Origin of the sequence: Sphingopyxis sp. CCNWLW2, assembly GCF_037095755.1 — a bacterium.
In the GTDB taxonomy this organism is placed as follows: Bacteria; Pseudomonadota; Alphaproteobacteria; order Sphingomonadales; family Sphingomonadaceae; genus Sphingopyxis.
Genome location: NZ_JBAWKJ010000003.1, coordinates 772,516 through 796,925, shown reverse-complemented (window position 1 = coordinate 796,925; position 24,410 = coordinate 772,516). Strand labels below are relative to the sequence as shown.

Below are 24,410 nucleotides of genomic sequence, written 5' to 3'. Positions count from 1 at the left end.
GCCAATCGGACGAGCGAGAAGCGGGTCAGGCTAGCGCCGGCTGCTCCGGCTTTTCCCATTTACCTGGAAGTGTGAGCACCAGTCCGCATGAGACAAGCAGTGCCCCGATAAGGAAGGCAAAGGTCGTCCCGAAACCTCCATTTGAGACGGTCACGAGGACGCCGATGATCAAAGGAGCGATAACAGCAGCGAATTGCCCGGCCATGTTGATGAAACTGCCGGTCACGCCCATGTTGCGCGGCAAGACGGTATGCATTGGCAGCGCCCAGAACACCCCGAAGAAGGACATCATGAAAAAGCCGGCGAGCGTTTGAAAGAGCATAAGCGCCCCCGTCGAGGTGACCGTAAAGGTCAGATAGAGAAAGACCGCGGCGAGGAGTTCGGCGAGAATGATCGGTGTGCGGCGCATGCGGCTGAAGAAGCGATCCGACATCCAGCCGGCGATGACGCATCCGAATGTACCCGCAAAAGCCGGAAGCGAGGCGTAGATTCCCATTTCCATCATCGAAAGCCCCCTCGCCTTGACGAGATATGTCGGCAGCCACGAAGTGAACCCCCAATAGGTCAGGTCGAAGGTGAAGATGATCAGAAAATATTTGATCACCAACGGATCGAGCAGGACCTTCCTGAGGGGGTCTGCCTTCTGTTCGGGCTTGTCCGCATCTTCTCCCGCGATCTCGCGGATTTCAGTCTCGGCGATCCCCCGCTTTTCCCTTGGGTGGTTCGGAATGAAACGCCAGAACAGGACTGCAGCCACCAAGCCCGGGATCAGCAGTGCGAAGAAGACGTGGCGCCAGCTCGACAGGGAAATGATCGCAACCACCAGGAGCGGCGCCAATGCCATGCCTAAAAAATTGGCAGCGAACATGATCGAGTTGGCCGTTGCCCGCTCGCGCCGGGGAAACCAGTTCGCGATCGTTTTAAATGCACAGGCGGGAAACACGCCCTCGCCCAGACCAAAGACGAATCTGGCGCTCACCAGTTGAGCGAGGTTCGTCACGGCGCCTGACAGTCCCGTAAAGGCCGACCACCAGACCATGCCGATCGTCGCGACCTTGCGCGCGCCAAATCGATCGGCGAGCAACCCGCCCGGAATCTGCGAAAGCGAATAGCTCAGGAAGAAAGCGCTCAGGACCGACCCCATCGCCATCGAGCTGAAGCCCATGTCATGCGCGATGTAGGGGAGCGCGACCGCTATGGCCACCTTGTCTATGGAGGATACCAGGAACGAGACAATCAATACGAGCATGACGCTGTACCGTGCCTTCCATCGACTTGGTCCGTTCATTGTTCTGGTTCCTCAAGACTGCGCAGGCAGGGCTGCCGCCTGAACCTCCTTCACGCATTTGCATTCGCCCCGCGCGATCAGGTCTTGGTCGGCCTGGCAAAGGTATCAACGCACCGGATAGTCGTCCATTGGGCATTATAGAGGACTCTATTCTAAAAGGTTATGGAACAAATTCGATGTCCGTTCAGAGCCTCCGGGCTCCCCGCTCGCGTATAACTGTTGAGAATATGTCGATCCCAGATCGTATGTTGATCGTCGGCCCCGATGAGCGGTAGCGGCTCGGCGGAGTTGATGGTGGGGACACGCATCCCGCCATAGCGTGTCAACGAGACGCACATTCTGACCATCCGAAGGGAGCCGGACATGAACGAAATTGCCCGCTTGAGGAGTGCGCAACGCGCAAGCCTGGCCGTGATCCATAATGGCGTTGTCTATCTGGCGGGCATGACCGCCAAAGACGACCGTAGTCAGGATGTACGTGGACAGACTGTCCAGGCGCTGGAGCGCATCGATGCGCTGCTGGCCGAGGCGGGAACCGACCGCAGTCGGCTACTCACCGCGCAAATCTGGCTCAAGAATATCGAACGTGATTTCGCCGCGATGAACGAGGTCTGGGACGCGTGGGTTGCACCAAATGCCAGTCCCACACGCGCGACCGCGCAATGCGAGATGGGCGCGCCCGACGTGCTCGTGGAAATCATAGTCTCGGCCGCGACGGCATCTGACCGATAGTTCGCCTTGTCGCCCGAGCACAGCGGCTGACCGACGCCCGTCATTTAACAAAGAAGAGCGATACCGCACCATTGTCGGGAGAGATGTTGATGAACGACACCCGGATACAGATTTTCACAACCGGCGGAACGATAGACAAAAGCTATTTCGACGAGCTCAGCAAATATCAGGTTGGCGAGAGCAAGGTTGCCGATTTTCTGAGGTCGGCCAAGGTATCTCTCCCATTCGAGGTTTCCGAGATCTTCCGGAAAGACAGCCTCGACCTGTGTGATCAGGATCGCGAGCTTATTCGACACAGGATCGCAAATTCGGAGGTCGACCGCCTGATTATCACTCATGGGACTGATACCATGACAGAAACGGCGAACGCGCTGGCCGACGTCCCGGGAAAAACAATCGTGCTGGTCGGTGCACTAACTCCCGCGCGCTTCGCGGAAAGCGATGCCGTGTTCAATCTCGGCATGGCCTTCGCAACAGCCCAGATCGCTCCGTGCGGCGTCTATATTACCATGAACGGAACAGTTTTTCGTGCAAATCACGTGCGAAAGGACCGCGAGCTCGGCGCATTTGTGAATATCTGACGAAACCGCTTTGGCGGGATCAGAGATGCCATATTCGCAAAGCGCCCGTAAGCGAGAGACGAACAAGTCCAGGGCGTCGCCGAGCTTGACGATGTCCAAGCTCCCCGCCTCGTGCGCGCGCCGCAGCGCGCGGATCGCATCGTCGGTGTTGAAGCAACCCGCCGTGTTCAGGCGATAGGTGATCTTCTCCGGGTCGATGAAATCGCTCAATAGCGGCGCGCCCGGATCGGACATGGACGCCGCGCACCGCAACCGCGCGATCGTGCCACGCTCGCCGACGTCGCGACCGTCGCGGCATTCTGTTCGAAATCCTTACATTGGCGTGAGGGGAATCTCGGTCCGGCAACGTTCCATTGGTCCGCCGACGACTCAACCGCCCCCCACAAAATGGACTATTTCCAGCGCATCTCCCTCGGCGAGCGCGACATCGCCAAGCGTGGAGCGTGGCACGATCTCGCGGTTGCGCTCGACCGCGACCTTTTTCGCATCGAGCCCCAGCGAGGCGACCAGGTCGGCGATGCTGCCTTCACGCACCTGCCGGGGTTCGCCGTTGAGAATGACTGAGATCACGCCGGAATCTGCCTCGCTGTACCTTTGCCGAGCAGCCCGTATAGGAGAGTGCATCGCGTAGCAATCGGAAGACCGCGCAGTGACAGCCAAGCCCATCGTCTCCCTCCTCTCGGGCCCGAACCTCAACCTGCTCGGCACATGCGAGCCCGAGATTTACGGTCACGACATGCTGAACATTGTCCCGGCCCAGGCGGAAGCGCGCTGCCGCTGTGACCCGTCACGGGGCGGCGCGCGTGCGCAGGCCGATCTGTTCGGCGCGCCGCTCCTCCCCGGCCTCGCCTATCGCGACACGCTGATAGATGCCGGCGCAGAGCAAGCACTGATTGCGCATATCGAAGCCGCCGGTCTCACGCCGTTCCAGTTCCAGCAGTGGGAAGGAAAAAGGCTGACGCGCTCCTACGGCTGGACCTATGATTTCCAGACCGGCCGCTTCGCGCCGGGCGAGCCGATACCCGGCTGGCTCGCGCCGCTTCGGTCCCGTGCTGCTGCTTTCGCCGGCATCGACGCCGCGAGCCTCGAGCAGGCGCTCGTCATCGAATATGGGGCCGGCGCCGGTATCGGCTGGCACAAGGACCGCCCGGTCTTCGAGCATGTCATCGGCGTCTCGCTGGGGGCGCCCGCGACGATGCGTTTCCGGCGGCGGCGCCGCGGCGGCTTCGACCGTGCGACCGCGGATCTCGCGCCGCGGTCGATCTACCATATGCAAGGCGAGGTTCGCGACGATTGGGAGCATAGTATCGCCGCGATGAACGCGCCGCGCTGGTCGGTCACTTTCCGCAGCCTCCGATAATGCGACAAGCCGTGCGCGCCGCGATTGATGTCGACGCGCAACGACGGCACAAGCCGCGCATGTCGCACCACCTCGCCGCTCCGCTCACCCTTCTCCTCTCGCTTGCCGCCTGCGCGCCGCAACCGGGTCGGCCCGCCGCGGTCGGCACGACGCACGCCGCGCCGCTCAAGCTCGCGAGCTGGAACCTAGAATTTCTGGCCGAGAAGGACGGCGTCGGCTGCGCCCCGCGAGTGCCCGAAGATTATGCCGCGATGCGCCGGATCGTCGACGCGCTCGACGCCGACGTCATCGCGTTCCAGGAAGCCGAGAACCCCAAGGCCGCAGCGCGGATTTTCGATCCGGCGCGCTTCACGATCGTGATGGAAACGCGGCCCGGGAACCCGAGCGGAACCTGCGGCGGAAAGCATCCCGAACAGCAAGTCATCCGCCAAGCCGTCGGCTTCGCGATCCGCAAGGGCATTGCCTTCGACCGCCATGCCGACCTGACTTCGCTGATGCTCGGCAATCCGCAACTTCGTTCGGGCGTCGACATCACGCTGCGACCGCGCGGGCAAGCACCCACCAGACTCCTCTCGGTCCACCTGAAATCGGGATGCTTTTCGGGCGCCGAAGCGAAGGCGTGCCCGGTCTTGCGGCAGCAGATCCCGGCGCTCGAAAGCTGGATCGACGCGGCGGCGAATGGCCCCGACCGTTTCGCGATATTGGGCGACTGGAACCGGCGCCTCGCGCTGCCCGGCGATGGCGTCTGGCGCGAGATCGACGACAGCGAGCCGGCCAACGCCGATCTCCGCCTCGCCGACGAAGGAACACGGCCGCGCTGCGATCCGCGCTACGACAGTTTCATCGACCATATCGTCCTCGACCGCCGTGCCGCCGCCGCGATGCGTGGATTCGAAGAAACGACCTATGCGCCAGGCGCAAAACATCATTCGGACCATTGCCCGGTTTCGGTGACGCTGGCCGACTGATCCAGCGTTGCCGGGGCAGCAAGATCGAGATGCCAGGCGACCGGCCCGCAAAGGCGCGAGATAAATGACGGCATTGCGGCTGCGAGCCGGGACTCTCGCACACGCAATGCCGCCAAGGTACGGCCGAACGGGTCGCTTGTTCAGCCGGCAACATTATTTTTGAGAGCCCCCTCCCCATCGGCGCGATACGGCGCCGATGCCTTCCGATAAGCGAGCCTATGACGTTACGGAAACAAGAGATTTGACGCGGCCGCCAAGCTGAACTTTCGTGGCGTTCCGCAACCGGTCACGGGCGCTCGCGATCAGCTGATCGTCGGCCCGCCACGGCCCCGCCCGATCGTCCAGCTGATTCCGCTCTCGCGGACCACGCCGCCGACCTCCTTGCCGACATGGCGGTCGAGCACCGGCTTCCACGGAACCAGCGAAAATTGCTTCGCTTTTTCGACGAGCGCATAGCGCCCGCCGGCGGCCTCGATCCGCCGCGCAAGCCGGCCCTCGACCCGCTCGCCTTCGCGGGCCTCGACGAATGCCTTGCCGAGCTCGGCCGAGAGGCCTCGCGCGAGGCGCAGAAGCTCCCGGCGCTGCAGCGCCGCCAGGGAGCCGCGGCGATAGGCGATCCCCTCGCCCGCCGCGTCGGCGAGCTCCTCGTCGATCAACCATTGCTGGCGAGTCGTCATCGCGGTCCGAACCTCGCGCCCGAATCCCTTGTCGCGCATCGGCAGGGCCTCATTGCGCGATGCCTCGCGGTCGAGCCAGGTCAGCGCTTCGGCGCGCGCGAGCCGCTCGATCGGGACGGGCGACAAAAGCTCGACCGTAACCGGGCGCTCGCGCGCCAGCATCGCGGCATAGGCCCGGGCCCGGTCGGCATGATCGGGTGCGATCGGCCAGCTGCCGTCGGCGGCCCGCTCGACCAGGCCCAGGCGACGCATCGCCTCGAGCCGCCGGATATGCGTCTCGACGAACGCCGGGCTCGCGCGGCCGTCGAACCGCCGGTGCGCGGCGGCATCGTAGCGCCCGTCGTTCGCCGCGGCGACCTCGGCGACCGTGCGGTCGACCTCGCGGATCGCCCCCGCTGCCGGCACGATCCGTATGATCGCCCCTTCGGCCATGCTCCCGGCGCGGTCGCCCTTGCCGATCGCCACATAATGGCTGCGCCCGTCGATGCCGTCGACGATGAGGAAATGGCGGTCGGCGAGTTCGTCGTCGAGGCCGCGCGCGACGAGGCGCCCGACGAGCGGCTCGGTGAGCGGCGCAACGCTATCGTGGATGACACGATCCCCCGGCGCCGGCGCGCGCGACCGCGCGGTCAGCTCACGCTGCATCGTGCGGATGATATCGCCGCGTTCGCCAAGCCCGGTCAGCGTCTTGCGCAGATCTTCCGCGAGCCGCCACTGCCCCGGCGCGAGCTCGTCGGCGAGCCCCATCGCGCCGAGCTTCTGCAGCCGCCCGGCACGGAGCGACTGGATGACCGGATCGACGTCTTTCGCTGTAACCAGCGGATGGCGCTCGGCGTCGCGCAGCAGCTGCCGATCGACAGTGGTGAGCCGCTCGGCATCAATATCGCGCCGCATCCGTATCTCGACCTCAAGCTGCGTCCTCGGCCCGAGATCGAGCGTGGCGATCTCGCTCGCGCGCGTGCGGAGGCCATGCGCGATATAGTCGCGGGCGATGATCAGATCCTTGCCGCGATCGTCGCGGCCGCGCAGCATGATATGGCTGTGCGGGTGCCCGGTGTTGAAATGGTCGACCGCGACCCAGTCGAGGCTTGTTCCGAGGTCCTCCTCCATCTGCGCCATCAACCGCCGCACGAAGGGTTTCAGGTCGGCATAAAGATCGCCCTCTTCGGCCGACACGATGAGCCTGAATTGGTGCCGATCGCCGGCGGCGGACGCGAGGAAGGCCTTGCCGTCGGCGACATCCGCTTCGGGCCCGTATAATTCACCGGGATCGCCCTCGCGGGTAACGCCGTCGCGCTGGATATATTTGAGATGCGCACGCGCCGCCTCCAGCCCTTTGCCGCCGAGCCGCACCAGCCGCGTCTTCACGATCACGCGCCGCGCCGCAAATCGGTCGGACGATCCGCGCGATGCGAGAAGACGGCCCGCCGCGCTGCCACGCCCGATCCGGCTGCCGTCGAAGGTCCCGCGTCCCGCCCGCGCACCACCCGCGGCGGCAATGCCCGCAGCGAGCAGACGGCCGAGATATTTGCGCGCCTTCTTGCCGCGCACGCCGCGCATCTTTCCGAGCTTCGGCTCGAAATCCTCCTCGTCGCCGCTCATCGCGCCGCGCACGCCTGAATCTCGCGCCAGGCGGCTGAAACACGCAGATTTCGGCGCAAGAGTCTCGCGGCAGCATGCCGCGTCTCGTAAAAAAGGATGTGCAGACAAGAAGATGGCTCGCCTTGCGAGACTCTGCTTTTATCTTGCCTTCCCCGCTTCCTGCCCGAAACCGCGTCTTCCCTCCATCCGCCGCCCCACCCCGCGACGAGTAAAAAACAAGGGAGCAGCGCCGCACAGGCGCCGCTCCCGTTCGACCACCGATGACGATCAATGCGCTTTGGCAAAGGCGTCGTCGGCCGCCGCCCGTTTCTCGAAATGCCGCACCCCGAGCAAGCCCTGCACCGCGTCACAGCTATCCACGAGCAACACCGCGACATAGCAGCGCCCGTCGAAGACGCCAGCGACCGCCACCCGGTCGAGGGCATCCGCCTGCTCCTCGTCGAGCCCTTCCCAGAGCCCGAGCCAGCGCATTTTCTCACGCGCTTCCCAGTAGAAATCGCCGCCTTCGGCTTCGACAAAGACCCGCGCCAGCCCCTCCGCCGCCGCGCTTCCGAACTCGGCTTCGAGCCCCGAAACCAGTCGTTCGAACACGCGATCCGCAGCGCCAGAAATTGCAGCTCCGACCATGATATCCTCCTGAAATCGACCGTTCCCCAAGTCGGGAACGATGTTTCAGGGACGGGCGGCGGCGCGGCTGTCAGGGCCGCCGGAGCGCAGCGCAGGCGCCGCGAAGCGGCGGTGGGGGGAACCGATTTGCGCAGCAAATTGGGGGGCACCCGCCGGCCTTGCACAGCCGCGCCGCCGCCCGTCATACTCGGCCTTGCCGAGACGAGCCCCACCCTCTCGTCCCGGCGCTCGGCCAATGTTCTAGCGCTTATCATCGCCGCCGCTGCGCAGCAGGAAGAGCGGGTCCGTACGACCCGCGCCAGGTTCGGGCGCCCCATGATTGATGGCTTCCGGTGCCCCCGCCTGCGGCGTTGTCTCGCGCGATGCAGGGCCTTCACGCACGCTTCGCGCGAAGAAAATCGGGTCGACTTCGGCCTGCGACACCTCCGCTTCACCGCCGCGCGAAGGCAATGCCGTCGCGCGCGGCAATGCCGCCTGCCCGGTGATTTTCGCAACATAGTCACGGGTCTCGCGCGGCAGCGGACGGCCGCGCGCGAGATGCTCGCCATAGCGTCCGGGCCCCGCATTATAGGCCGCGAACAGCCCCGGATAACCGAATCGGTCGTACATATCGCGGAGATAGGCAGTGCCCGCGACGATATTGTCGCGCGGGTCGTGCGGATCGGGTCCGAGACGGTAGCGCGCGCGCAGGCTCGCCCAGGTCGCGGGCATCACCTGCATCAGGCCCATCGCGCCCGCATGGCTGGTGATCGGCCTGCCCCCGAGCTCGGTTCGCCCGCCGCTCTCGGCGGCGATGACGCGGAGCACCCACTCTTCGGGAAGTCCGAAGCGCGCGGCGGCGTCGGTGACATGGGCACGCCAAGCCGCCCCTTCGCGCGCAAAACAGGGTCCGGCGGCAAACGACAGGAGGACGGCGAACAACGCCGCGCGGCGTGTCAGCGCGCCCACAAGAGATGCGCCCTGCCGAGGATATCGCGCCCCCGCGTGACCCCGAAATAGCGCCCGTCGAACGACGCATCCTCGCTCGCCATGAGCAGGAAGGCATCGCCGCCGCCGAGCCGGGCGCAGCCCTCCCACCATGGCAGGATGCGCCGCTTGGCGTCGCGCGCGCGGCGCGTCACAGCAGGAATATCATTGATCGAAATGTCGGGGCCGCGCGCACACACGACATCGCCGCGCGCGGCGACGACGCGCTTCACCAGCGGCACATTGGCGGGCAGATAGTGGCGCTTTGCAGCGAGCATCCGCCACGGGTCGGGGGTGCGTGCGACCACCATGTCGCCCGCCGCGACCGGCACGCCGGGGCTCACGACATAGAGACCGCGCGGCGCGCTGGCGCTCACGTTCCAGACGAGACGCGGGGTCGGCGGCACGGCGATAGTGAGACCAAGCGCGCCAATGCCGAACGCCGCGAAAGCGAGGCGAAGCTGGCGGCGCTGGCGCGCGAGACGCGCGGAACGAAGGGCTTCGCCCCATGCGATCAGCGGGAGGTCGGGACGCTCACGCATCGCCCTTCCCCTTCCGGTTCGGGCGCCTCTTGGGAGCTTCGTCGGCGGGCGCTGTCGAGCGCGACCAGATGACGAGGTCGTCGATATGATAGCGAATGAAGCGGCTGTGGAGCCGGTATCGGGGTCCGGTGCAGCGGCTGCGCATATATTGGAGTTTGCGCGGACAAAGGCCGAGATAGGCGGCCGCCTGCTCGGTGTTGAGGAACGGGCTGCCATGTTTGGCCACCCGCGCCCTTATGATCTCGTCATCCTGTTCGTTCATCCTTCGTGTCTCCGGCTCGGTGGTGCGCGGTGCCGTTCGGTGCCGCCTGGTGCGCCAGAGATGCTCTTCGGTGCGCCGGGCGGAGAGGCTCGAAGAATGACCCACCGAAAAACGAGCCCCCGCGCCGGAAGCGGCGCGGGGGGCGAGGTGGGGGAGCGTCAGTTGTCGGGATTCCAGATCAACGCGTAGGTATCGTCGTCGTCCTGGCCGGCGGCGCGACCGAGGTTCGCGTAGATCCGGCGCGGCCCGAATTCGGGTGCGGCGAGCGCGAGGCCGACATATTCCTTGCCTGAAACTTCGCCCACGCGCACCCACCCGGCGCCGATTTCGACATTGTCCGAGAAGACCCGGAAGTCGGGCTGAGTGTCGCCATTCTTGGACCTGTTGGCCCGGATTTCGATCTCGGCGCGGATCGAAAGCGTCTTGAGCTGGCCGCGATATCCGTCGGACATGTTGCCGTTCACAAAGCCAATTGCTGCCATGGTTCGTCTCCTTGAAATGCACCGCCGGGACCATTCCCGGGGCGTGGCGGACACGAAGAACGGGGCATCAGGCGGCGGCGCACCCGAAGGGCCGAAGCGCGAGCGGAGGACCGGCGCGCCCGGTCTTTTTTGGACGCTGCAAGCGGGTCGCGAGGAGGCGGCGAAGCCGCCGGGGAAAAAAGCCGGGCGCGCCGGTTGCGCCGCCGCCGCGCCGTTTCAGGCCGCCTCCACCAGCCCCGAATGGCGCCCGCCGGAGCGACAGGAGATCGAACGGCGATGCGGCGAACCGTGACGGCAAGGCCGGAAACCGGATGGCCAACCGCGCGATTTCGAGGCAAGGCAACGAGCTTGCGGCGCCGGATTCGTGGGGGGACGGCGACGCGATTTGCGGACAATCGCCCGGACCCGATGACGGGCGGCACAGGGGATCGAAATGGACGGACAGGCGAAGCTCAGTATCGCGGTAGAGGGCCGCGATCCCGGCATGATCGCGGCGCGCAGCGCGGGGATCTGGATCGGGTTGTCGCTCGACGACGACGCCCTCGCGAGCCTCCGCCGTGACGGGCTCGACCCCGCCGCGCTCCGCCTGACGGGGCTCCATCCGTTCGAATATGAGCCAGCTCCCGACGGCGGGTTGGAAGTGACCGCGCACGCGAACGACAATGAGGCGGCCGAGGCGCTGCTCGACCTTTTCCGCGTCTATTTCCTCCGCCGCCTGCTCGCCTGATCGCGCCGCAACGCTGGCGGCCGGTAGAAGAAACATCGCGCGGCGCCGAAGGCCTGCCGCGCGGCATCACCACAACCAACGCAAAGACACGCGCCGCCCCGCCAGGGGCGGCGCGCCGGGCCTCGGGGCTGCAAAAAGCTCTGGCAAAAGGAAGGGCGGTGCGCCGCCGCCCTTCCCTCTTGGTCAGGCCGCGAGCGCCCTATCCTCGTCCACTGCCGCGCCGTCACCGGCTTCGCTGCTATCGGTCGCGGTATCGGCCCCGGCTTCTTCCGCTGCCGCGCTGGCTTCCGCTTCGGCTTCGGCTTCGGCTTCCGTGTCGCGCGCCGCCTCGGCTTCGGCGGCGCGCGCGATGATATGGAGCAAGCGGTCGTGCGCCGCGACGCTCCCCACTCCGCCGCGCGCGGTGTAGGGCGTCGGCGCGAAGCGCATCCAGCGCGGCACCCATCCCTCGACCTTCGAACGACCATTAGCGCCGTCCAGATGATCGACGACAATCGTCTTCAACACCTTGGCTTGCTGCCCTGCGTTGGCGGCGGCGACGTCGTCGCCCGCCACCTCGGCGACGATCTTGCCGAGCACTTCCTTGTCGCGGATGAGGCCCCAGAAGGCCGCGTCGGGGGTCCAGACCTTGGCCATGTCGACGCCAAGATACTGGCCGATCATCTCGATCGCCTCGCTCCCCGCCGCGAGCGTCTCGCCCATGACGATCGCGACGATTTCGAGCACGACCGGATCGGGTAATTCGAGCAACCGCGCGAAAATCGGCGCGAACTGGCGCTGACCGGCGCGGCGCGCGGTCACCGTCAAATCCTCGCCATCGAAGCCGAGCACTGCAAGCACAGCACGGCGGCGCTCGTCGAACAGGACCTCGGCGCCGCACGTCTCGACGCTCTCCTGCACCTCGTCTTTCGCACAGACATAGGATTGGACAGCGACGCGATAATGGTCGCTGCTCGCGATGACATGCGCCGCGAGCACGCGGAGCGCGACCCCGCCATGTTTGGCGAGTTCGGCGCGCACCGCCGCGTGGCGGTGGTGGTCGATATAGCTGTTCATCGCGCTCGTCACCTCGGGCCGCGCCACCCGAGCCGGCGTCGCGCCCTTCTCGCCGCGCGCGCGCGCCGCCGCTTCCTTCTCGGTCAGCCATGCTTCGTGGAAGATCACCTCGCCGCTGTCGCGCACCTCGACATAGACGCGCCCGCCCTTGCGCTTGGGCGCGTGGCTATGCTGCCAGCGATTGAAATGCTGGCCGCGTTCGAGAATGACGACATCGCTCCAGCCTTCATCCAGATAGGCGGTCTTGCGCGCTTCGACCTCGGCCATCTGGAGCGTCCAGAAGGCATCGACGTCGGCGAACAGCGCCGCGTCGCCGAACAGGTCGGCGATCACCGTGACCCCCGCCGCCTCGACGTCGAACAGCGCGTGCTCGGCCTTGATCGCCTCGCCGCCGAACAGCCAGCCTTTCAGGCGGAAGCCCGTCGGGCAATAGGCGCCCTCGTCGTCCCACAACGCCAGCCATGCCGTCTGCTGGCTCTTCGAGGCGAGGGTCAGCTGTTTGACCGTCGTCTGGTCGATATCGCCCGCGCGGTAGAGGGTGCGGACGCGCGGCAAGAGATTGCCGAGCGCGAGGATGCGCTTCACCGCCTGCGGCTCGAAGGCGAAGGTCGCCGCGATTTCGGCTTCGCTCCGCCCCGCCTTGGCGAGCTTGACGAACGCCTCCCACTGGCTGACCTCGTCGGGCGCGACCCGCGCGAGATTTTCGAGCATCGAGACTTCGATGGCGTCGGCGTCGTCGCCCTCTTCGAGAATGCCGCACGGCAGGGGGCGCGCTGGTCCGCCCTCGCGCACGACGATATTCGCGGCGGTAAAGCGGCGGCGGCCCGCCGAAATCCTGAAATGGCCGTCCTCGGCGCCGGGCCGGACCAGCAACGAAACCAGCACGCCGCGCTCGCGGATGCTGGGCAATATGTCGCCGACGTCGGGGTCGCGCCCCTTGGCGCGCATATTCGCGGGATCAATCGACAGCTTGTCGAGCGGGATAAAATCGAGTTTCATGGCATTCGCTCCTAGTGAGCGCCGGTCCGTCGGGTTTTGCGATTGGGCGGACCGGCTTCGATGACGGCGAAAACGCGCCGCCGCGTCAGCTGCCTTCCCCGGTTGGATCGGGCAGAAGCTGGTCGGATTTCCGGCGGCGCATCGCCGCTTCGGCGCGCGGTATCGAGCCGAGCCGCCGCGCCTCGTCGGCCCACAGCGAGAGCGGCCCCATCGGGTCGAAATGAAGGTCCCGCTCGATAACCATCCCGAACGGCAGCCGAACCGCCCGGATTTCGGCGAGCGAGAAAGCGCCGAGTTCGGGGCAGCCGAAACCGAGGTCGGCAAGACCGAACAATGTGTCGCCATCGTCGCAGAGTTCGGTCGCGAGCCATGTCGCGGGTCCGAGCGGATTATAGAGTTTGACGACCGGCCATGGGTCGAAATGCTCCTCGCGCGCGGCGCGGATGCGGCTCGTCATCCCGTTGGCGTTGAGCGCGAAGACGAGGCTCGACGGGATGAGGGTCATTGGCCCGCTCCCGCCGCATCCTCGCCGCGCGCGCTTTCGGGCGCTCTCTCCATGTCGCCCCCCGCTGACGCGGGCGCGCCTCCCGTATCGCGTTCCGCCGACCCGGGCGTGCCTCCCGTGCCGTGCTCCGCAGATGCGGGCGCAAAGGCGAGCAGATAGTCGGCGGCCTTGCTTGCAAGGCTCGCCGCCTTGAAGATCGCGCGCGTATCGGCGCGCATGATCGCGAGCCATGCGCCGAGATAGTCGGCATGGCGCACGGTCGGCTTGATACCGAGCGCGGCGCACAGGAAGGCGCTCGCGAGTTCGGCGCAAAGTTCCTCGCGGCCATAGGCGGCGCTACCGAAACCGCCCGTCTGGTCGCGGTCCAGCCGCGAGCCATGACCGGTCCAGTGGCCGAGTTCGTGGAGCGCGGAGCGACAATAGTCGATCTGCTCAAAGAACGCCTGTTGCGGCGGCAGTGCGACGAAATCGCCCGATGGCGAATAATAAGCCTCATTGCCGCCGATACGGATATCGGCGCCGCTCGCCGCAAGCAGCGCCTCGGCGACCGGGATCGTTTCGCGGGGCAAGAGAATGGGGTCGGGCGCAGTGCAGCGTTCGGGCAAACCATCGACCTGCGCGACGTTGAACACGGTGAAGCGTTTGAGGAACGGAATCGAGCGATCGCCCTCCCCCGCGCCGCCGAGCCCTTCGGGTGCTGGGGCGCTGGCAACCTCGGCGCCGCCTTCGCCGCCCTTCGGGGTGAAGCGCGCGGCGTAGAAGATCGTCGTGCCCTTCTCGCCCTTGCGGACCTGTCCGCCCGCTTGCCTAGCCTGACGGAAGGTGAGCCAGCCTTGGGCGCCGAACCCGCGCCGCACCGCCTCGGACCAGAGTATCAGGATATTGATGCCCGAATAGCTGCGGCGCGTTACGGCGTTGCGCGGAAGGCCGGGCGCAAAGGCAGCGGCGTCCCAAGGGCGCGTCCAAGGAAAGCGCCCCTCTTCGAGTTCGGCGATGATCTGCGTGGTGACTTCGTCATAGAGCGACACACGCGGCGCCGCGCCATGGTCGTCTTTGCGCGATACAGCCTCACCGCGCCGCTTCCGCGCGCCGCGCGCGGGTGCGGGTGCGGGTGCGGGCGCGCGGTTTTCGGACGGTGCGGCCGGGGCCAAGGCTTGCGGGAATGCACTCACGGGGCGTCTCCTCCAGACCAAAATCCGCCGCGGCCGGCCCCGGACAGCGGGGCGGGCGGCGAATCCACGGTCACGGGACCGCCCAGCAAGGCGGGCGCGCACCCGAAGGGCCGCAGCGAAGCGGAGGAGCTCGACGAAGAAGGGCTTGCGCGGGCGCCGGGCGGTCCCACAGGCCGTGCGCCGCCCGCGCCGCTGTCCGAGGTGCCGGCTCACCAAAGCGCCGCCGCGCCCCGCGCGGCGTCCTCAGCTGGAACTCAGACGACGCGCCCGCGCATCCGCCCGGTCGCCAGACCGCCCCGAACGGCCCCGGTCCGACGTTTCGATGCAATCGACCTCGATCCCGGCCCGAAGGGCCAACCAACTCGCGCCCTTGGCGAGCCGCAGGCGCGGCGGCGTGCGCGCGCAGCTGTGCTTAGCCGCCGCCGCGCCAAGATCAGCGAGCCCAAGAGCGCAGCGCGGCCAACCGTGCAGGCGCGCGACCTCTGGCGGCGCCTGCCGCCGCCAGTGCGCGCTCCATTCGGGCCGCGCACATCAGCAGCTACTTTGTAAATCCAATCCCCTGCTCGCCGCAGTCGAACCCGGTCGAAACCAAGAGCCGCCCCTCCGTCTCCCTTCCCCCCATCCTCCGCCATCCCTCCGCCCCTCCGCGCCGCGGCCACCCCCGAATCCTGTCCAATTGGGACAGGTCTCCTGGGAGACTCTTGCCCTTACGGCACAGCCGGTTATGCTGGTCCGGCATCGGGCAGCGAAGCGCCGGATGCCGGAGCGTGAGAACTCCGTTCGAGAGTCAATGTCCCTGAATGCCATCCCGCCGGGTGGCCGTCTGCGCATGTCCAAGCCCTCGGGCCAAAGGCGGCGGCGCGGGTTTCTCGTACCTGTTCTCAACGCCCGGCTTTTCGGCGCCGTCGCTGCCTACTCGAAGGCGGACGCGATGGACTATGACGACAGCGAGAAGGACGGACGGCGCGGCCTCGATGCCGCCGATCCGCTGCCGCCCGACGACTGGGCGGGCTTCGGCGCCACCGCGCGCGCCGAGGCGCTGTATGCGGCGCAGCATCACCAGGTCGCGGGCATCTTCCGGCGCAGCGTGCCGCCGCAGGAGGTCGCCGATCTCGTCCAGGAAACCTTCCGCCGCGTCTTTTCGGCGACCGGCAACCGCGTCGGCCTGCTCGATGCTCCCGCCGCCTATGTCGCCGCGGCGGCGCGGAGCATTCTCAAGAACCGCGCGCGGTCCGGCGTCCGCCGCCTCCACACAGCGCATCACAGCTATGAGGAGCAGGATATCGCCGGCCCCGACCCGCACGCCGCGCTCGAGGCGCGCGACATGATCCGCCGCGTCGAGGACGCGATCGCGCGGCTCAGCCCCGCCACAAGGGATGTATTCCTGATGCACAGGTTCGACGATCTGAGCTATGCCGAGATTGCGAAGATCAAACAGATGAGTCCCAAGCGCGTGGAAAAGCATATCGCCAAAGCCCTCGTCGCGATCCGCAAGGCGCGAGACACGCAGCCGTGACGCGGCAGCAGCGCGAGGCGGCCGACTGGGCCGCCCTGATGCGCGGAACGCCAAGCGACGCCGAAAGAGGCCGGTTCGAAAGCTGGCGCGCACAGCCCGGCAACGCCGACGCCTATGCCCGCGCCGTCGACGACTGGGATTATTCCGGCACCACGTCGCGCCAGCGCATCGAGGCGAAGGCACGCAGCGACGCCCGTGCGCCCGGCAGCCTGCGCTGGGCCGTGGCGACGGTTGCCGCGATCGCACTTGCACTCGGCTTCGCCTGGTATCTCCAGGGCCGGGGCGACCAGCCGCAGATCGCCGCAGGCCCGATGCTCCCCGGCCAGCTCCGGCTCGCCGACGGGACGACCGTCACGCTGATGGACGGCGCCTGGGTCAACCCGCAGCTGTCGGATAGCGAACGCCGTGTCATCCTCCACGGCGGGCGGGCGCGCTTCGACGTCGCGCACGACGCGGCGCGGCCCTTCATCGTCGTCGCAGGACGCTCGGAAACGCGCGCGATCGGCACGGTCTTCGAGGTCGACGCCCGCGACGCCGTCCCGCGCATCAAGCTCATCAAGGGAGCGGTCGAGGTCCGCGCCGGCCCTGCGGGCGAGGCGCTCCGGCTGGCCCCGGGCGAGGTTGCCGAAGTCCCGGCGTCGGGTCCGCGCCGCACCCCCGCGATGGCGAACCCGGTGCCGACGGCCACGATCGCCGTGGACAAGCTGCCGCTCGGTGCCGTGCTCGACCGCGCCAACGCGGCGAGCGGCCAGCGTATCGCCCTCGCCGACCCCGCGCTCGCGGCGCTTCCGGTCACGGGACGGTTCGACGTGTCGGACAGGCGGCGGCTCGCGCGAACGCTTGCAGCGGCGCTCGATCTCGAGGCCGAGAACCAAGCCGGGGACATCGTCCTGAGTAAAAAATAGCCCGGCCCCCGGGGGGTGGGGTCTGCCACGCCGGTGTTTTGCGCTCCCAGACGGCCACCAGAGGCCGCTCGGGAGGGTAGAATGACAAAGAATATGATCATCGCGGCCTTGCTTGCGGGTACGGCGGCAACCGTGCTTCATGCGCCCGCGGCAGAGGCGCAAGCACAAGCCGACCAACGAGACTATGACATCGCAGCGCAGCCGCTCGGCGACGCGTTGCGGCGCTATTCTGAAGTTTCAGGGCGCGAAGTCGTCGCGGCGTCGCGTCTCGTCGCCGGCAAAAGAAGCCGTGCGGTCCGCGGCCGCCTGTCGGCCGACGCGGCGCTCGCGCGGCTGCTCGCGGGCACCGGGCTCAAGACCGAGACCGTCGATGGCGCGCTGATCATCCGGCCGGAAACCGGAGAAGCCGCATCCGGCGCAACCGGGACAGCGGATGAAGCCATTGTGGTGACCGGCACGCGCATCCGCGGCGCCGGTCCGGTGGGTTCGCCGGTCCAGCACATCGACCGCGACGCGCTCGACCGCAGCGGCCGCGCGACGATCGCCGAGTTTCTCCAGACGATCCCGCAGAATTTCTCGGGTGGCCCCGCCGAAGCGAATGTCGGGACAAGCGCGCGCGGCTATGCGAACACCAATCTCACCTATGGGACAGGCATCAACCTCCGCGGGCTCGGCAGCGGTTCGACGCTGACGCTGTTCGACGGTGCCCGCCCCGCTCTCGGCGGCGGCTCGGGCGCCTTCACCGATCTCTCGCTCGTGCCGTCGGCAGCGATCGACCGTATCGAGATCCTCACCGACGGCGCATCGGCCATCTATGGCTCCGACGCGATTGCCGGGGTCGTCAACATCCGCTTCCGCAATCGCTTCGAGGGCGCCGAGACGCGGCTGCGCGCCGGCACCGCCGATGGCGACTTCGGCGAATATCAGGTCAGCCAGATATTCGGCACGCGGTGGTCGAGCGGCCATCTCGTCGTCGCGGGCGAATATTATCGCCGCGACAATCTGCCGTCGACCGAACGGCGCTTCGCGACCGAGGATCTCCGGCCTTTCGGTGGCCCCGACCTCCGCTCGAACTTCGCCAATCCGGGGACGATCGTCGCGGCGAACGGCCAGCGCTTCCTGATCCCGCGCGGCCAGGACGGCACCGCGCTCACGGCTGCCGATCTCGTTCCGAGCAGCGACTTCAACCGCGGCGACACGCGGCGCCATATCGACATCCTGCCGCGTCAGCGGAGCACGAGCCTCTACGCCGCCGCCGAACAGGACATCGGCGATCATGTCACGCTCTTCGCCCGCGCGCTTTATGCCGAGCGGCATTTCGAAGCGCGGCAGCGGGTTTTCGGCATCACCCAGCTCACGGTGCGTCCGACCAATCCCTGGTATGTCGACCCGATCGGGACCGGCCAGAATATCAGCGTCGCTTACGACCCGACCGCCGATTTCGGCCCTGAGGGGGTGCGCGGTTCGTCGCGCGCGATCAACACCATGTTCGGCGCCCGCGCGAGCCTCGGCGCCTGGTCGCTCGAGCTGTCGGGCGGCTATGGCCTCCAGCGCGAGCGCAATGACGGGGTCAATATCGTCCACCGCCTCAAGCTCACCCGCGCCGCCGCGGCAACCACGCCCGCGGCGGCGATCAAGCTGTTCGGCGACGGCGCGGTCAACGACCCCGCGCTCATCGACTCTTTGCGGGGCAGCCTGACGCGCCGCGTGCGCTATCAGAACCGGACCGCGGCCTTCCGTGCCGACGGCCCCCTGTTCGCGCTCCCGGCGGGCGACGCGAAAATGGCGATCGGCGCCGAATATCGCCGCGACCAGCTCCGTTACACCCAGACGATCGACCGCAGCGCCGACACGCCAACGACCTCGGGCATAGCGGGACTACCCGACCATCGCACCGTGCGTGCGCTTTACGGCGAACTCGTCGTGCCGGTCTTCGACGCGGGCGCCGTCTTCCCCGGTGTGCTCACCCTCTCGGCGGCGGGACGCTATGAACATTATTCGGACGTCGGCGACACCGCCAATCCCAAATTCGGGGTGCAATGGGTTCCGGTCAAAGGCCTGACCTTGCGCGCCTCCTACGGGCGCTCGTTCCGCGCCCCCTTCTTCGACGAGCTCGTCGGCACCGCCAATGCCTTTTACGAGACGATCGTCCTCCCCGATCCCGAGGCGCCGTCCGGGCGGACGGTGGTGCTCGGGCTGTTCGGTTTCCGCCCGGACCTCGGGCCCGAAAAGGCGACGACCTGGACGGCGGGCCTCGATCTCGAACCGGCCGCGATCCCCGGCGCGAGGCTCGGCCTGACCTGGTTCGACATTGGCTACCGCGACCGCATCGCCACCGCTTCGTTCGACCTTTTCAACTTCCTCGCGCGCCGCGACATTTATGCCTCGATCGTCGACGACAATCCCGACCCCGCGACCGTCGCCGCCTATTTCGCCGATCCGAGCTTCGCGAACACGCTCGGCGTGACGCCCGGCGAGGTCGGGGCGATCGTCGACGGGCGCACCTTCAACCTTTCGAAAGCCAAGGTGCAGGGGCTCGATTTCGACATCGGCTATACGCGCCCCGTCGGCGCAGGCAGCGTCGCGCTGTCGCTCGGCGGCACCCGGCTGTTCACGATCGACAACCGGATCACTGCGGCGGCGCCCGCGGTCGATGTCCTCGGAACGCTCGGCAATCCGGTCAAGCTGCGCCTCCGCGGCCGTGCGGGCTTCACCCTCGGACAATTTGATGGCGGCATCGGCGTCCATCATGTCGCCGCCTATCGCAATCTCACCATCACCCCCGCCGAGCGGGTCAAGAGCTGGACGACCTTCGATCTCCAGCTCGGCGCGCGCATCGGCGATCCCGCCGATCGTTCGTTCCGCCTCGCGCTCAGCGTCAACAATCTGTTCGACACGGCGCCGCCCTACGCGCAGTTCCGCACGAGCAATTCGGCGTTCGGCTACGACCCCGAACAGGCGAGCGCGATCGGGCGCATGATCGCGCTGCAGGCGGTGATCGCATGGTGATGCTGGCGACCCTGCTCGCCGCCACCGCGCCCGCCTCCCCCGCCGACCGGGCGCGTGTGCCGATCGCGGCACACGATCTCGTCGAGGTCGCCGAGATCGGTGCGCCCACCCTCTCGCCCGACGGAAAACGCGTCGCCTACCGGGTCGCGCGCGCGTCGGTGGCCGGCAATCGCACCATGCTCGACTGGTATATCGCTGACCTGAAGGGCAATGCCCCTGTCCACGCCGGCAGCGGCGGCGCGGCCCAATATGAGGGTTCGGGCGGGCTCGCCGAGCAGGTGCCGATATGGGATATGGACTCACGCGGGCTGCGCTTCCGCGCGCTCGTCGATGGCGCGGTCGGCATCTGGCACTGGCGCGAGGGCGGCGTGGCGCTCCGCGAAGTGGTCGATGACGCCGACATCCTCGACTTCACGCTGTCCGCCGACGGCAAGGCACTGCGATTTACGGTCGGGGCGACACGCGCCGCGATCGCCGGGGCCGAGCGGCGCGCCTATGCCGAGGGCGTCGTCGCCGACCGGCATCTCGACATCATGCAGCCCGTCGCGGGCGGCGCGATCGCGGATGGCCGGCGCGTGATGCAGCAGCTCCCGACCGAATGGTTCGAACGCGAGCGGCTCTTGTGGGACGCGCCGCGTCAACAGCGAACCATCGGCATCGACGGCAAAATCGCACCCGATGCCCATCCCGATTCCGGTTTTCCGGCCCCCCGCGCCGAACAGGGAAAGCGCGTCGCCACGCGCGATGGAAGCCTCGCCGAGATCCGCGCCGACGGCGATATGACAGGCGTCACCGTCATGCGCCCCGACGGACGCGTGCTTGCCTGCGAAGCGCGTGTCTGCCGGTCTTCGCGCCTCGCGGCGCTCGCCTGGCTGCCCGGCGCCGACACGATCCTGCTCTTCGAGCGCGAAGGCAGCGCGCGCGAGATCCTCTGGTCCTGGCGTGTCGGCGCGCGGCAAGCCCGCCGCATCGCGACCACCGATGGCGCGCAGCGCGCCGCCTACCGGGCACCCCGCTGCGCGGTGGGAGGCCAGGCGCTCGTCTGCGCCGAGAGCGGTCCGCTGCGTCCGCCGCGCCTCGTCCGGATCGATTATGCCGACGGCAAGGCGCACCTGCTCGCCGACCCCAATGCCGGTTTCCGGCGGCGCATCGCGGCTTCGGCCGAAGAGATGCAATGGGATGGCGATGTGACCGGCATCTTGCTTCGTCCCGCCGGAACCAAAGGCCCCTTGCCGCTCGTCATCCAATATTATCACTGCGCGGGCTTTCTGAAAGGCGGCGTCGGCGACGAGATTCCGATGCTGCCGCTCGTCGAACAGGGCATCGCGGTCCTCTGCATGGATCGCACGCGCACGCCGAAGAGCGGCAGGATCGAGGCGGGCTATGCGCTGGCGCTCGCCGATATCGAAAGGGCGATCGACGATCTCGCCGCGAAGGGGATCGTCGATCGCGCGCGCGTCGGCATCGGCGGCCTCAGCTTCGGATCCGAGGTCGCGCTCTGGGCGATCCGCAAATCGCCGCGCTTCGCCGCCGCGACCAGCTCCTCGGGGCAGATCAGCGACATCTATTATTGGGCAAACGCCCTCCCCGGTCGCGGTTTCTCCGAGATGTTCGCGCGCTATTGGCAGCTCGGCGATCCCGACACCGACCGCGCGCGATGGACAATGCTCGCGCCCGCCGCCGACGCCGAAAGCATCGACACGCCGCTCCTCATGCAGCTACCCGAGTCCGAAGCGCGCTATGTCATCGAGTTTCACACGCGGCTCAAGCGCGCGGGCAAGCCCGCCGAGATGATCCTCTTCGCCGACGAGCCGCACATCAAGACACAGCCCGTCCACAAGCGCGCGGTCTATGAGCGCAATCTCGACTGGTATCGTTTCTGGCTCAAGGACGAGGAAGACCCGGACCCCGCCAAGCGCGAACAATATCTGCGCTGGCGCCAGCTCGGCGCGGGAGAGTCCTTGCCCGTTCCCGCGCCGTAGCGCTCGTGCCGGACGCAGCCTCCCCGGTGCGCGTCCGGCACGAGTTTGCGCGACCAGTCAGCTCGCCGAGGGCGGCGGTGACGCCAGCGATCGGACCCAGCGCTCCATGTCGGCGAGGTGCAGGAGACGGATGGCGGCGACGCCATCGGCACGCCGTTCGCCATCGACGAGCGCGCGCACCGCATCGCAATCGATCAGCCGCTCCCCCGCAAGCCAGCCATCGAGAAGAAAAGAGCGCAGATTGCTGCGGTGCCGGTCGAAGCTTGGGTAGAAGAGCGATTCAATCCGTCCCTTGATCCGCCGCGCGAGCACCGCCTCGGGCACATTGCTCGCGAAGGCACGGCGCGCAAGCGCCCGGTCCTGGCCGCCTTCGCCCCATTGCCAGCTCGGCACCCCGAGCCCGTATTCGACGAGCGGCTGCGCGAGCAAGGGCGCTATCATCGGCAGCGCGAGCGCCCGGTCATATCCATCGAGAAACGGCTGGATCGGCAGCAGTTTGAGCGCATAGGTGCGCTGCCCCGGCCATGCCGCACGCGCGCGAACGAGCCAGGGATGCTCGGGTACGCGACCCGCGAAGCGCTGCGACAACAGGCTGTTGTCGGAGGGCCAGAAACGCCCCCGCACCACGGTCTTGCGCGCCGCGAGCCGCAGCGCCTTCCAGACATTGTCGTTCATCACGCGCGCGAGATCGCCCGCGGCATTCCAGGCGGCGCGCGGCCCTGCGAAGCGAAGGGCGTCGACGATCGGCGCCGCCGAGGTCAGATAGCCGAAGATATTGTCGCCCCCCGCCCCGGTGAATATGGCCTCGGCACCATAGTCCGCCGCCGCGGCGCCGAGACGCGCGTCGACGGGCGCGAGCAGACCGAACCCGCCCGGACGCGCACGCAGACGGGCGATCGGCGCGGTCGGATCGACCGGATCCCCCGATAGCAGGAGCTCGAAGAGCGGCGCTCCGGCCCGTTCGGCGGCGGCACGCGCATAGACACGCTCGTCGCCATCGGGATCGGAGGTCGCCATGGTGATCGCGCGCCAGTCGCCGTGCCGCCCCGCGAGGCAGGCCGCGACGATCGAACTGTCGAGCCCGCCCGAAAGCTCGAGCTGGATCCGCCCGAAGCGCATGCTCCACGCCGACACGACACGCATCACCTTGCTGCGCAGCGCGTCGGGTTCGACGCGGCGCGGCGCGTCCTTCATATGGTCCCACGGCGACCAGCTCTGCGGAAGCGCCGCCGCACGGCCGAGCCGGACGATCTCGCCGGGCAGGATTTCGCGGACGCCGAGAAGGCCGGTCGCATGGCCGCGCAGCAGCGGGATCCGCATCTCGGCATCGATCGCGGCCGCATCGGGCCGGTCGAGCGCGAAACCGAGCGCGCGCGCCAGCGCGAGGTCGGTGAAAGCAAGAGCCGCGCCCGAACCCGCCTCCCCCGCGGCAATATGATAGATCGCCGGGCCGGTGACCGGCGCGCGCAGGATATGGGCGCGCCCCTCCCGGTCGGCCCAGAAGAGGATATAATTGCCCCAGAGATTTTCGAGCGCCCAGCGCCCGCCGGTGGCAACGATCCGGTCCGCCTCCCCTCCATCAAGCTCCGTGCATGTCCCGAACCCCGCGCTGCGAAAGGCCCAGCCGGCAAGCACGACGCTCCCGGCAACGCCGATCGGCGTCGCCGCGTCGCCGAGCAGCGCAGCCGAGCCGACGGCGGCGAGATGCGCCACGCCGCGCGGCAGCTCGCGCTCGCGGCTGTCCCCGCCGAGAAGGGCAAGCCGCAGGCTCACAGGCGAAACACCGGCGTAAATTCGCGGACGATATCGAGCGGGTCGGACAGGAGCAGATCGCCCTTTTGCACCCAGCAATGCGCGGCAAAGGGCGCGAGCCTGACCCCGAAATAGAGCTCGGCATCATGCCCGCGCCGCCAGAGGCAACGCATCAATGCAAGGCTGTCGGGAACGCAGCGCCGCCGCGCGGGAACATAGAGCCGGGCCTTCGCATAGCCGCGCGCGAGATCGCCGACGCCGCCGGCCTGGCTGCTACGCCCGGCGGGATCGCTTCGTCGGGCGCGCAGCCGGCGCCACCGCTCGATGGTCGGAGAAAGACCGCGAAAGCGAAGCGAGAGCGATGCCTCCAGCCGATGGCCTCCAACCTCGCAAGCGCTCATCCGCGCCACACGCCCCCGAGCCTCGAGAGCGCTTGCCGTTCGTTCGCGTGCTTCGACGGGGACAATCGCCTGCCCTGCGCCGCGCGCGAGCAATCCGCGCGCCGCAAGACGGTCCGCAGGCACCGGGTTCGCGACACCCGCGAGAAAATCGGCGTCAGGTCCGGCAAGCAGATAATAGCGATCGGCGACGGCATCCAGAAGGACCGCGCGCTCGCCGAACAGGCCGAAGCTGATATGGTCGGGAAGATGATAGCGCATATCGGGGCGTAAGGGCGCGGCACGCGATCGCACCGCGCCCT

Annotated in this window: 22 protein-coding genes and 1 pseudogene; 9 read left to right on the top strand and 14 right to left on the bottom strand. The window is 67.6% G+C overall.

Annotation, left to right across the window (positions count from 1 at the left end):
• Positions 1 to 25: 25 nt before the first annotated feature.
• Positions 26 to 1,249, bottom strand: coding sequence for an MFS transporter (locus V8J55_RS21155; protein WP_336447534.1), 1,224 nt, complete (start codon positions 1,247 to 1,249; stop codon positions 26 to 28).
• 402 nt (positions 1,250 to 1,651) lie between these two features.
• Here V8J55_RS21155 and V8J55_RS21150 point away from each other — a divergent pair, with 402 nt between their 5' ends.
• Positions 1,652 to 2,020: a RidA family protein gene (locus tag V8J55_RS21150; RefSeq protein ID WP_336447533.1), complete on the top strand. Its 369-nt coding sequence runs from the start codon at positions 1,652 to 1,654 to the stop codon at positions 2,018 to 2,020.
• A gap of 83 nt (positions 2,021 to 2,103) precedes the next feature.
• Entirely contained in the window at positions 2,104 to 2,601 is a 498-nt protein-coding gene (locus V8J55_RS21145; RefSeq protein WP_336447532.1) for an asparaginase domain-containing protein, read from the top strand.
• 141 nt (positions 2,602 to 2,742) lie between these two features.
• Here V8J55_RS21145 and V8J55_RS21140 read toward each other — a convergent pair.
• Positions 2,743 to 2,835: pseudogene (locus V8J55_RS21140) on the bottom strand (thiazole synthase); the annotation flags it as partial.
• A 135-nt stretch (positions 2,836 to 2,970) separates the two neighbouring features.
• Complete coding sequence (gene thiS / locus V8J55_RS21135) at positions 2,971 to 3,171, bottom strand: sulfur carrier protein ThiS (protein ID WP_336447531.1); 201 nt, start codon at positions 3,169 to 3,171, stop codon at positions 2,971 to 2,973.
• A gap of 79 nt (positions 3,172 to 3,250) precedes the next feature.
• Here thiS and V8J55_RS21130 point away from each other — a divergent pair, with 79 nt between their 5' ends.
• Complete coding sequence (locus V8J55_RS21130; protein ID WP_336447530.1) at positions 3,251 to 3,961, top strand: alpha-ketoglutarate-dependent dioxygenase AlkB; 711 nt, start codon at positions 3,251 to 3,253, stop codon at positions 3,959 to 3,961.
• A gap of 11 nt (positions 3,962 to 3,972) precedes the next feature.
• Positions 3,973 to 4,929: an endonuclease/exonuclease/phosphatase family protein gene (locus V8J55_RS21125; protein WP_336447529.1), complete on the top strand. Its 957-nt coding sequence runs from the start codon at positions 3,973 to 3,975 to the stop codon at positions 4,927 to 4,929.
• Between the two features lie 302 nt (positions 4,930 to 5,231).
• Here V8J55_RS21125 and rlxS read toward each other — a convergent pair whose 3' ends face one another.
• The 6 genes from rlxS to V8J55_RS21095 form a co-directional block, all read right to left on the bottom strand.
• Entirely contained in the window at positions 5,232 to 7,208 is a 1,977-nt protein-coding gene (rlxS, locus tag V8J55_RS21120; RefSeq protein ID WP_336447528.1) for a relaxase/mobilization nuclease RlxS, read from the bottom strand.
• A gap of 267 nt (positions 7,209 to 7,475) precedes the next feature.
• Positions 7,476 to 7,835: a hypothetical protein gene (locus V8J55_RS21115; RefSeq protein ID WP_336447527.1), complete on the bottom strand. Its 360-nt coding sequence runs from the start codon at positions 7,833 to 7,835 to the stop codon at positions 7,476 to 7,478.
• 240 nt (positions 7,836 to 8,075) lie between these two features.
• Positions 8,076 to 8,783, bottom strand: coding sequence for a lytic transglycosylase domain-containing protein (locus V8J55_RS21110; protein ID WP_443030841.1), 708 nt, complete (start codon positions 8,781 to 8,783; stop codon positions 8,076 to 8,078).
• Positions 8,771 to 9,343 carry a S26 family signal peptidase gene (locus tag V8J55_RS21105; RefSeq protein ID WP_336447526.1) on the bottom strand — a complete coding sequence of 191 codons (573 nt, stop codon included), beginning with the start codon at positions 9,341 to 9,343 and terminating at the stop codon, positions 8,771 to 8,773. The genes V8J55_RS21110 and V8J55_RS21105 overlap by 13 nt, the downstream gene beginning before the upstream one ends.
• The gene (locus V8J55_RS21100; RefSeq protein WP_336447525.1) at positions 9,336 to 9,605 is read right to left on the bottom strand and encodes a helix-turn-helix domain-containing protein; all 270 of its coding nucleotides are present in this window, start codon (positions 9,603 to 9,605) and stop codon (positions 9,336 to 9,338) included. Before V8J55_RS21100 ends, V8J55_RS21105 begins: the two co-directional genes overlap by 8 nt.
• 158 nt (positions 9,606 to 9,763) lie before the next feature.
• Entirely contained in the window at positions 9,764 to 10,087 is a 324-nt protein-coding gene (locus V8J55_RS21095) for a DUF736 domain-containing protein (RefSeq protein ID WP_336447524.1), read from the bottom strand.
• Between the two features lie 433 nt (positions 10,088 to 10,520).
• Between V8J55_RS21095 and V8J55_RS21090 the strand changes: the two genes are divergently transcribed.
• On the top strand, positions 10,521 to 10,814 hold the full coding sequence (locus V8J55_RS21090) for a hypothetical protein (RefSeq protein ID WP_336447523.1): 294 nt from the start codon (positions 10,521 to 10,523) through the stop codon (positions 10,812 to 10,814).
• A 183-nt stretch (positions 10,815 to 10,997) separates the two neighbouring features.
• On the opposite strand, the gene V8J55_RS21085 is transcribed toward V8J55_RS21090, so the two are convergent.
• From V8J55_RS21085 to V8J55_RS21075, 3 genes are all read right to left on the bottom strand, one after another.
• A complete protein-coding gene (locus tag V8J55_RS21085) occupies positions 10,998 to 12,869 on the bottom strand; it encodes a ParB/RepB/Spo0J family partition protein (RefSeq protein ID WP_336447522.1) in 1,872 nt (623 codons plus the stop codon).
• A gap of 85 nt (positions 12,870 to 12,954) precedes the next feature.
• On the bottom strand, positions 12,955 to 13,374 hold the full coding sequence (locus tag V8J55_RS21080; protein ID WP_336447521.1) for a DUF2958 domain-containing protein: 420 nt from the start codon (positions 13,372 to 13,374) through the stop codon (positions 12,955 to 12,957).
• The gene (locus V8J55_RS21075) at positions 13,371 to 14,402 is read right to left on the bottom strand and encodes an ArdC family protein (RefSeq protein WP_336447593.1); all 1,032 of its coding nucleotides are present in this window, start codon (positions 14,400 to 14,402) and stop codon (positions 13,371 to 13,373) included. The genes V8J55_RS21080 and V8J55_RS21075 overlap by 4 nt, the downstream gene beginning before the upstream one ends.
• 1,075 nt (positions 14,403 to 15,477) lie before the next feature.
• Between V8J55_RS21075 and V8J55_RS21070 the strand changes: the two genes are divergently transcribed.
• The 4 genes from V8J55_RS21070 (at position 15,478) to V8J55_RS21055 (ending at position 21,958) form a co-directional block, all read left to right on the top strand.
• Positions 15,478 to 16,062, top strand: coding sequence for an RNA polymerase sigma factor (locus V8J55_RS21070; protein ID WP_336447520.1), 585 nt, complete (start codon positions 15,478 to 15,480; stop codon positions 16,060 to 16,062).
• Entirely contained in the window at positions 16,059 to 16,967 is a 909-nt protein-coding gene (locus V8J55_RS21065) for a FecR family protein (RefSeq protein WP_336447519.1), read from the top strand. Before V8J55_RS21070 ends, V8J55_RS21065 begins: the two co-directional genes overlap by 4 nt.
• Positions 16,968 to 17,048: 81 nt before the next feature.
• Positions 17,049 to 19,976 carry a TonB-dependent receptor plug domain-containing protein gene (locus tag V8J55_RS21060; RefSeq protein WP_336447518.1) on the top strand — a complete coding sequence of 976 codons (2,928 nt, stop codon included), beginning with the start codon at positions 17,049 to 17,051 and terminating at the stop codon, positions 19,974 to 19,976.
• Positions 19,970 to 21,958, top strand: a complete 1,989-nt coding sequence (locus tag V8J55_RS21055) for an Atxe2 family lasso peptide isopeptidase (protein WP_336447517.1) — start codon at positions 19,970 to 19,972, stop codon at positions 21,956 to 21,958. Before V8J55_RS21060 ends, V8J55_RS21055 begins: the two co-directional genes overlap by 7 nt.
• A gap of 57 nt (positions 21,959 to 22,015) precedes the next feature.
• Here V8J55_RS21055 and V8J55_RS21050 read toward each other — a convergent pair whose 3' ends face one another.
• Positions 22,016 to 23,731, bottom strand: a complete 1,716-nt coding sequence (locus tag V8J55_RS21050) for an asparagine synthase-related protein (protein WP_336447516.1) — start codon at positions 23,729 to 23,731, stop codon at positions 22,016 to 22,018.
• Positions 23,728 to 24,402, bottom strand: coding sequence for a lasso peptide biosynthesis B2 protein (locus V8J55_RS21045; protein ID WP_336447515.1), 675 nt, complete (start codon positions 24,400 to 24,402; stop codon positions 23,728 to 23,730). The genes V8J55_RS21050 and V8J55_RS21045 overlap by 4 nt, the downstream gene beginning before the upstream one ends.
• Between the last annotated feature and the right edge of the window lie 8 nt (positions 24,403 to 24,410).

Bases quoted from the DNA above. Each gene is read 5' to 3' on its own strand.
- V8J55_RS21155 (WP_336447534.1), bottom strand. From the start codon at position 1,249: ATGCTCGTATTGATTGTCTCGTTCCTGGTATCCTCCATAGACAAGGTG.
- V8J55_RS21150 (WP_336447533.1), top strand. From the start codon at position 1,652: ATGAACGAAATTGCCCGCTTGAGGAGTGCGCAACGCGCAAGCCTGGCC.
- V8J55_RS21145 (WP_336447532.1), top strand. From the start codon at position 2,104: ATGTTGATGAACGACACCCGGATACAGATTTTCACAACCGGCGGAACG.
- rlxS (WP_336447528.1), bottom strand. From the start codon at position 7,208: ATGAGCGGCGACGAGGAGGATTTCGAGCCGAAGCTCGGAAAGATGCGC.
- V8J55_RS21115 (WP_336447527.1), bottom strand. From the start codon at position 7,835: ATGGTCGGAGCTGCAATTTCTGGCGCTGCGGATCGCGTGTTCGAACGA.
- V8J55_RS21105 (WP_336447526.1), bottom strand. From the start codon at position 9,343: ATGCGTGAGCGTCCCGACCTCCCGCTGATCGCATGGGGCGAAGCCCTT.
- V8J55_RS21100 (WP_336447525.1), bottom strand. From the start codon at position 9,605: ATGAACGAACAGGATGACGAGATCATAAGGGCGCGGGTGGCCAAACAT.
- V8J55_RS21095 (WP_336447524.1), bottom strand. From the start codon at position 10,087: ATGGCAGCAATTGGCTTTGTGAACGGCAACATGTCCGACGGATATCGC.
- V8J55_RS21090 (WP_336447523.1), top strand. From the start codon at position 10,521: ATGGACGGACAGGCGAAGCTCAGTATCGCGGTAGAGGGCCGCGATCCC.
- V8J55_RS21085 (WP_336447522.1), bottom strand. From the start codon at position 12,869: ATGAAACTCGATTTTATCCCGCTCGACAAGCTGTCGATTGATCCCGCG.
- V8J55_RS21080 (WP_336447521.1), bottom strand. From the start codon at position 13,374: ATGACCCTCATCCCGTCGAGCCTCGTCTTCGCGCTCAACGCCAACGGG.
- V8J55_RS21070 (WP_336447520.1), top strand. From the start codon at position 15,478: ATGGACTATGACGACAGCGAGAAGGACGGACGGCGCGGCCTCGATGCC.
- V8J55_RS21060 (WP_336447518.1), top strand. From the start codon at position 17,049: ATGACAAAGAATATGATCATCGCGGCCTTGCTTGCGGGTACGGCGGCA.
- V8J55_RS21055 (WP_336447517.1), top strand. From the start codon at position 19,970: ATGGTGATGCTGGCGACCCTGCTCGCCGCCACCGCGCCCGCCTCCCCC.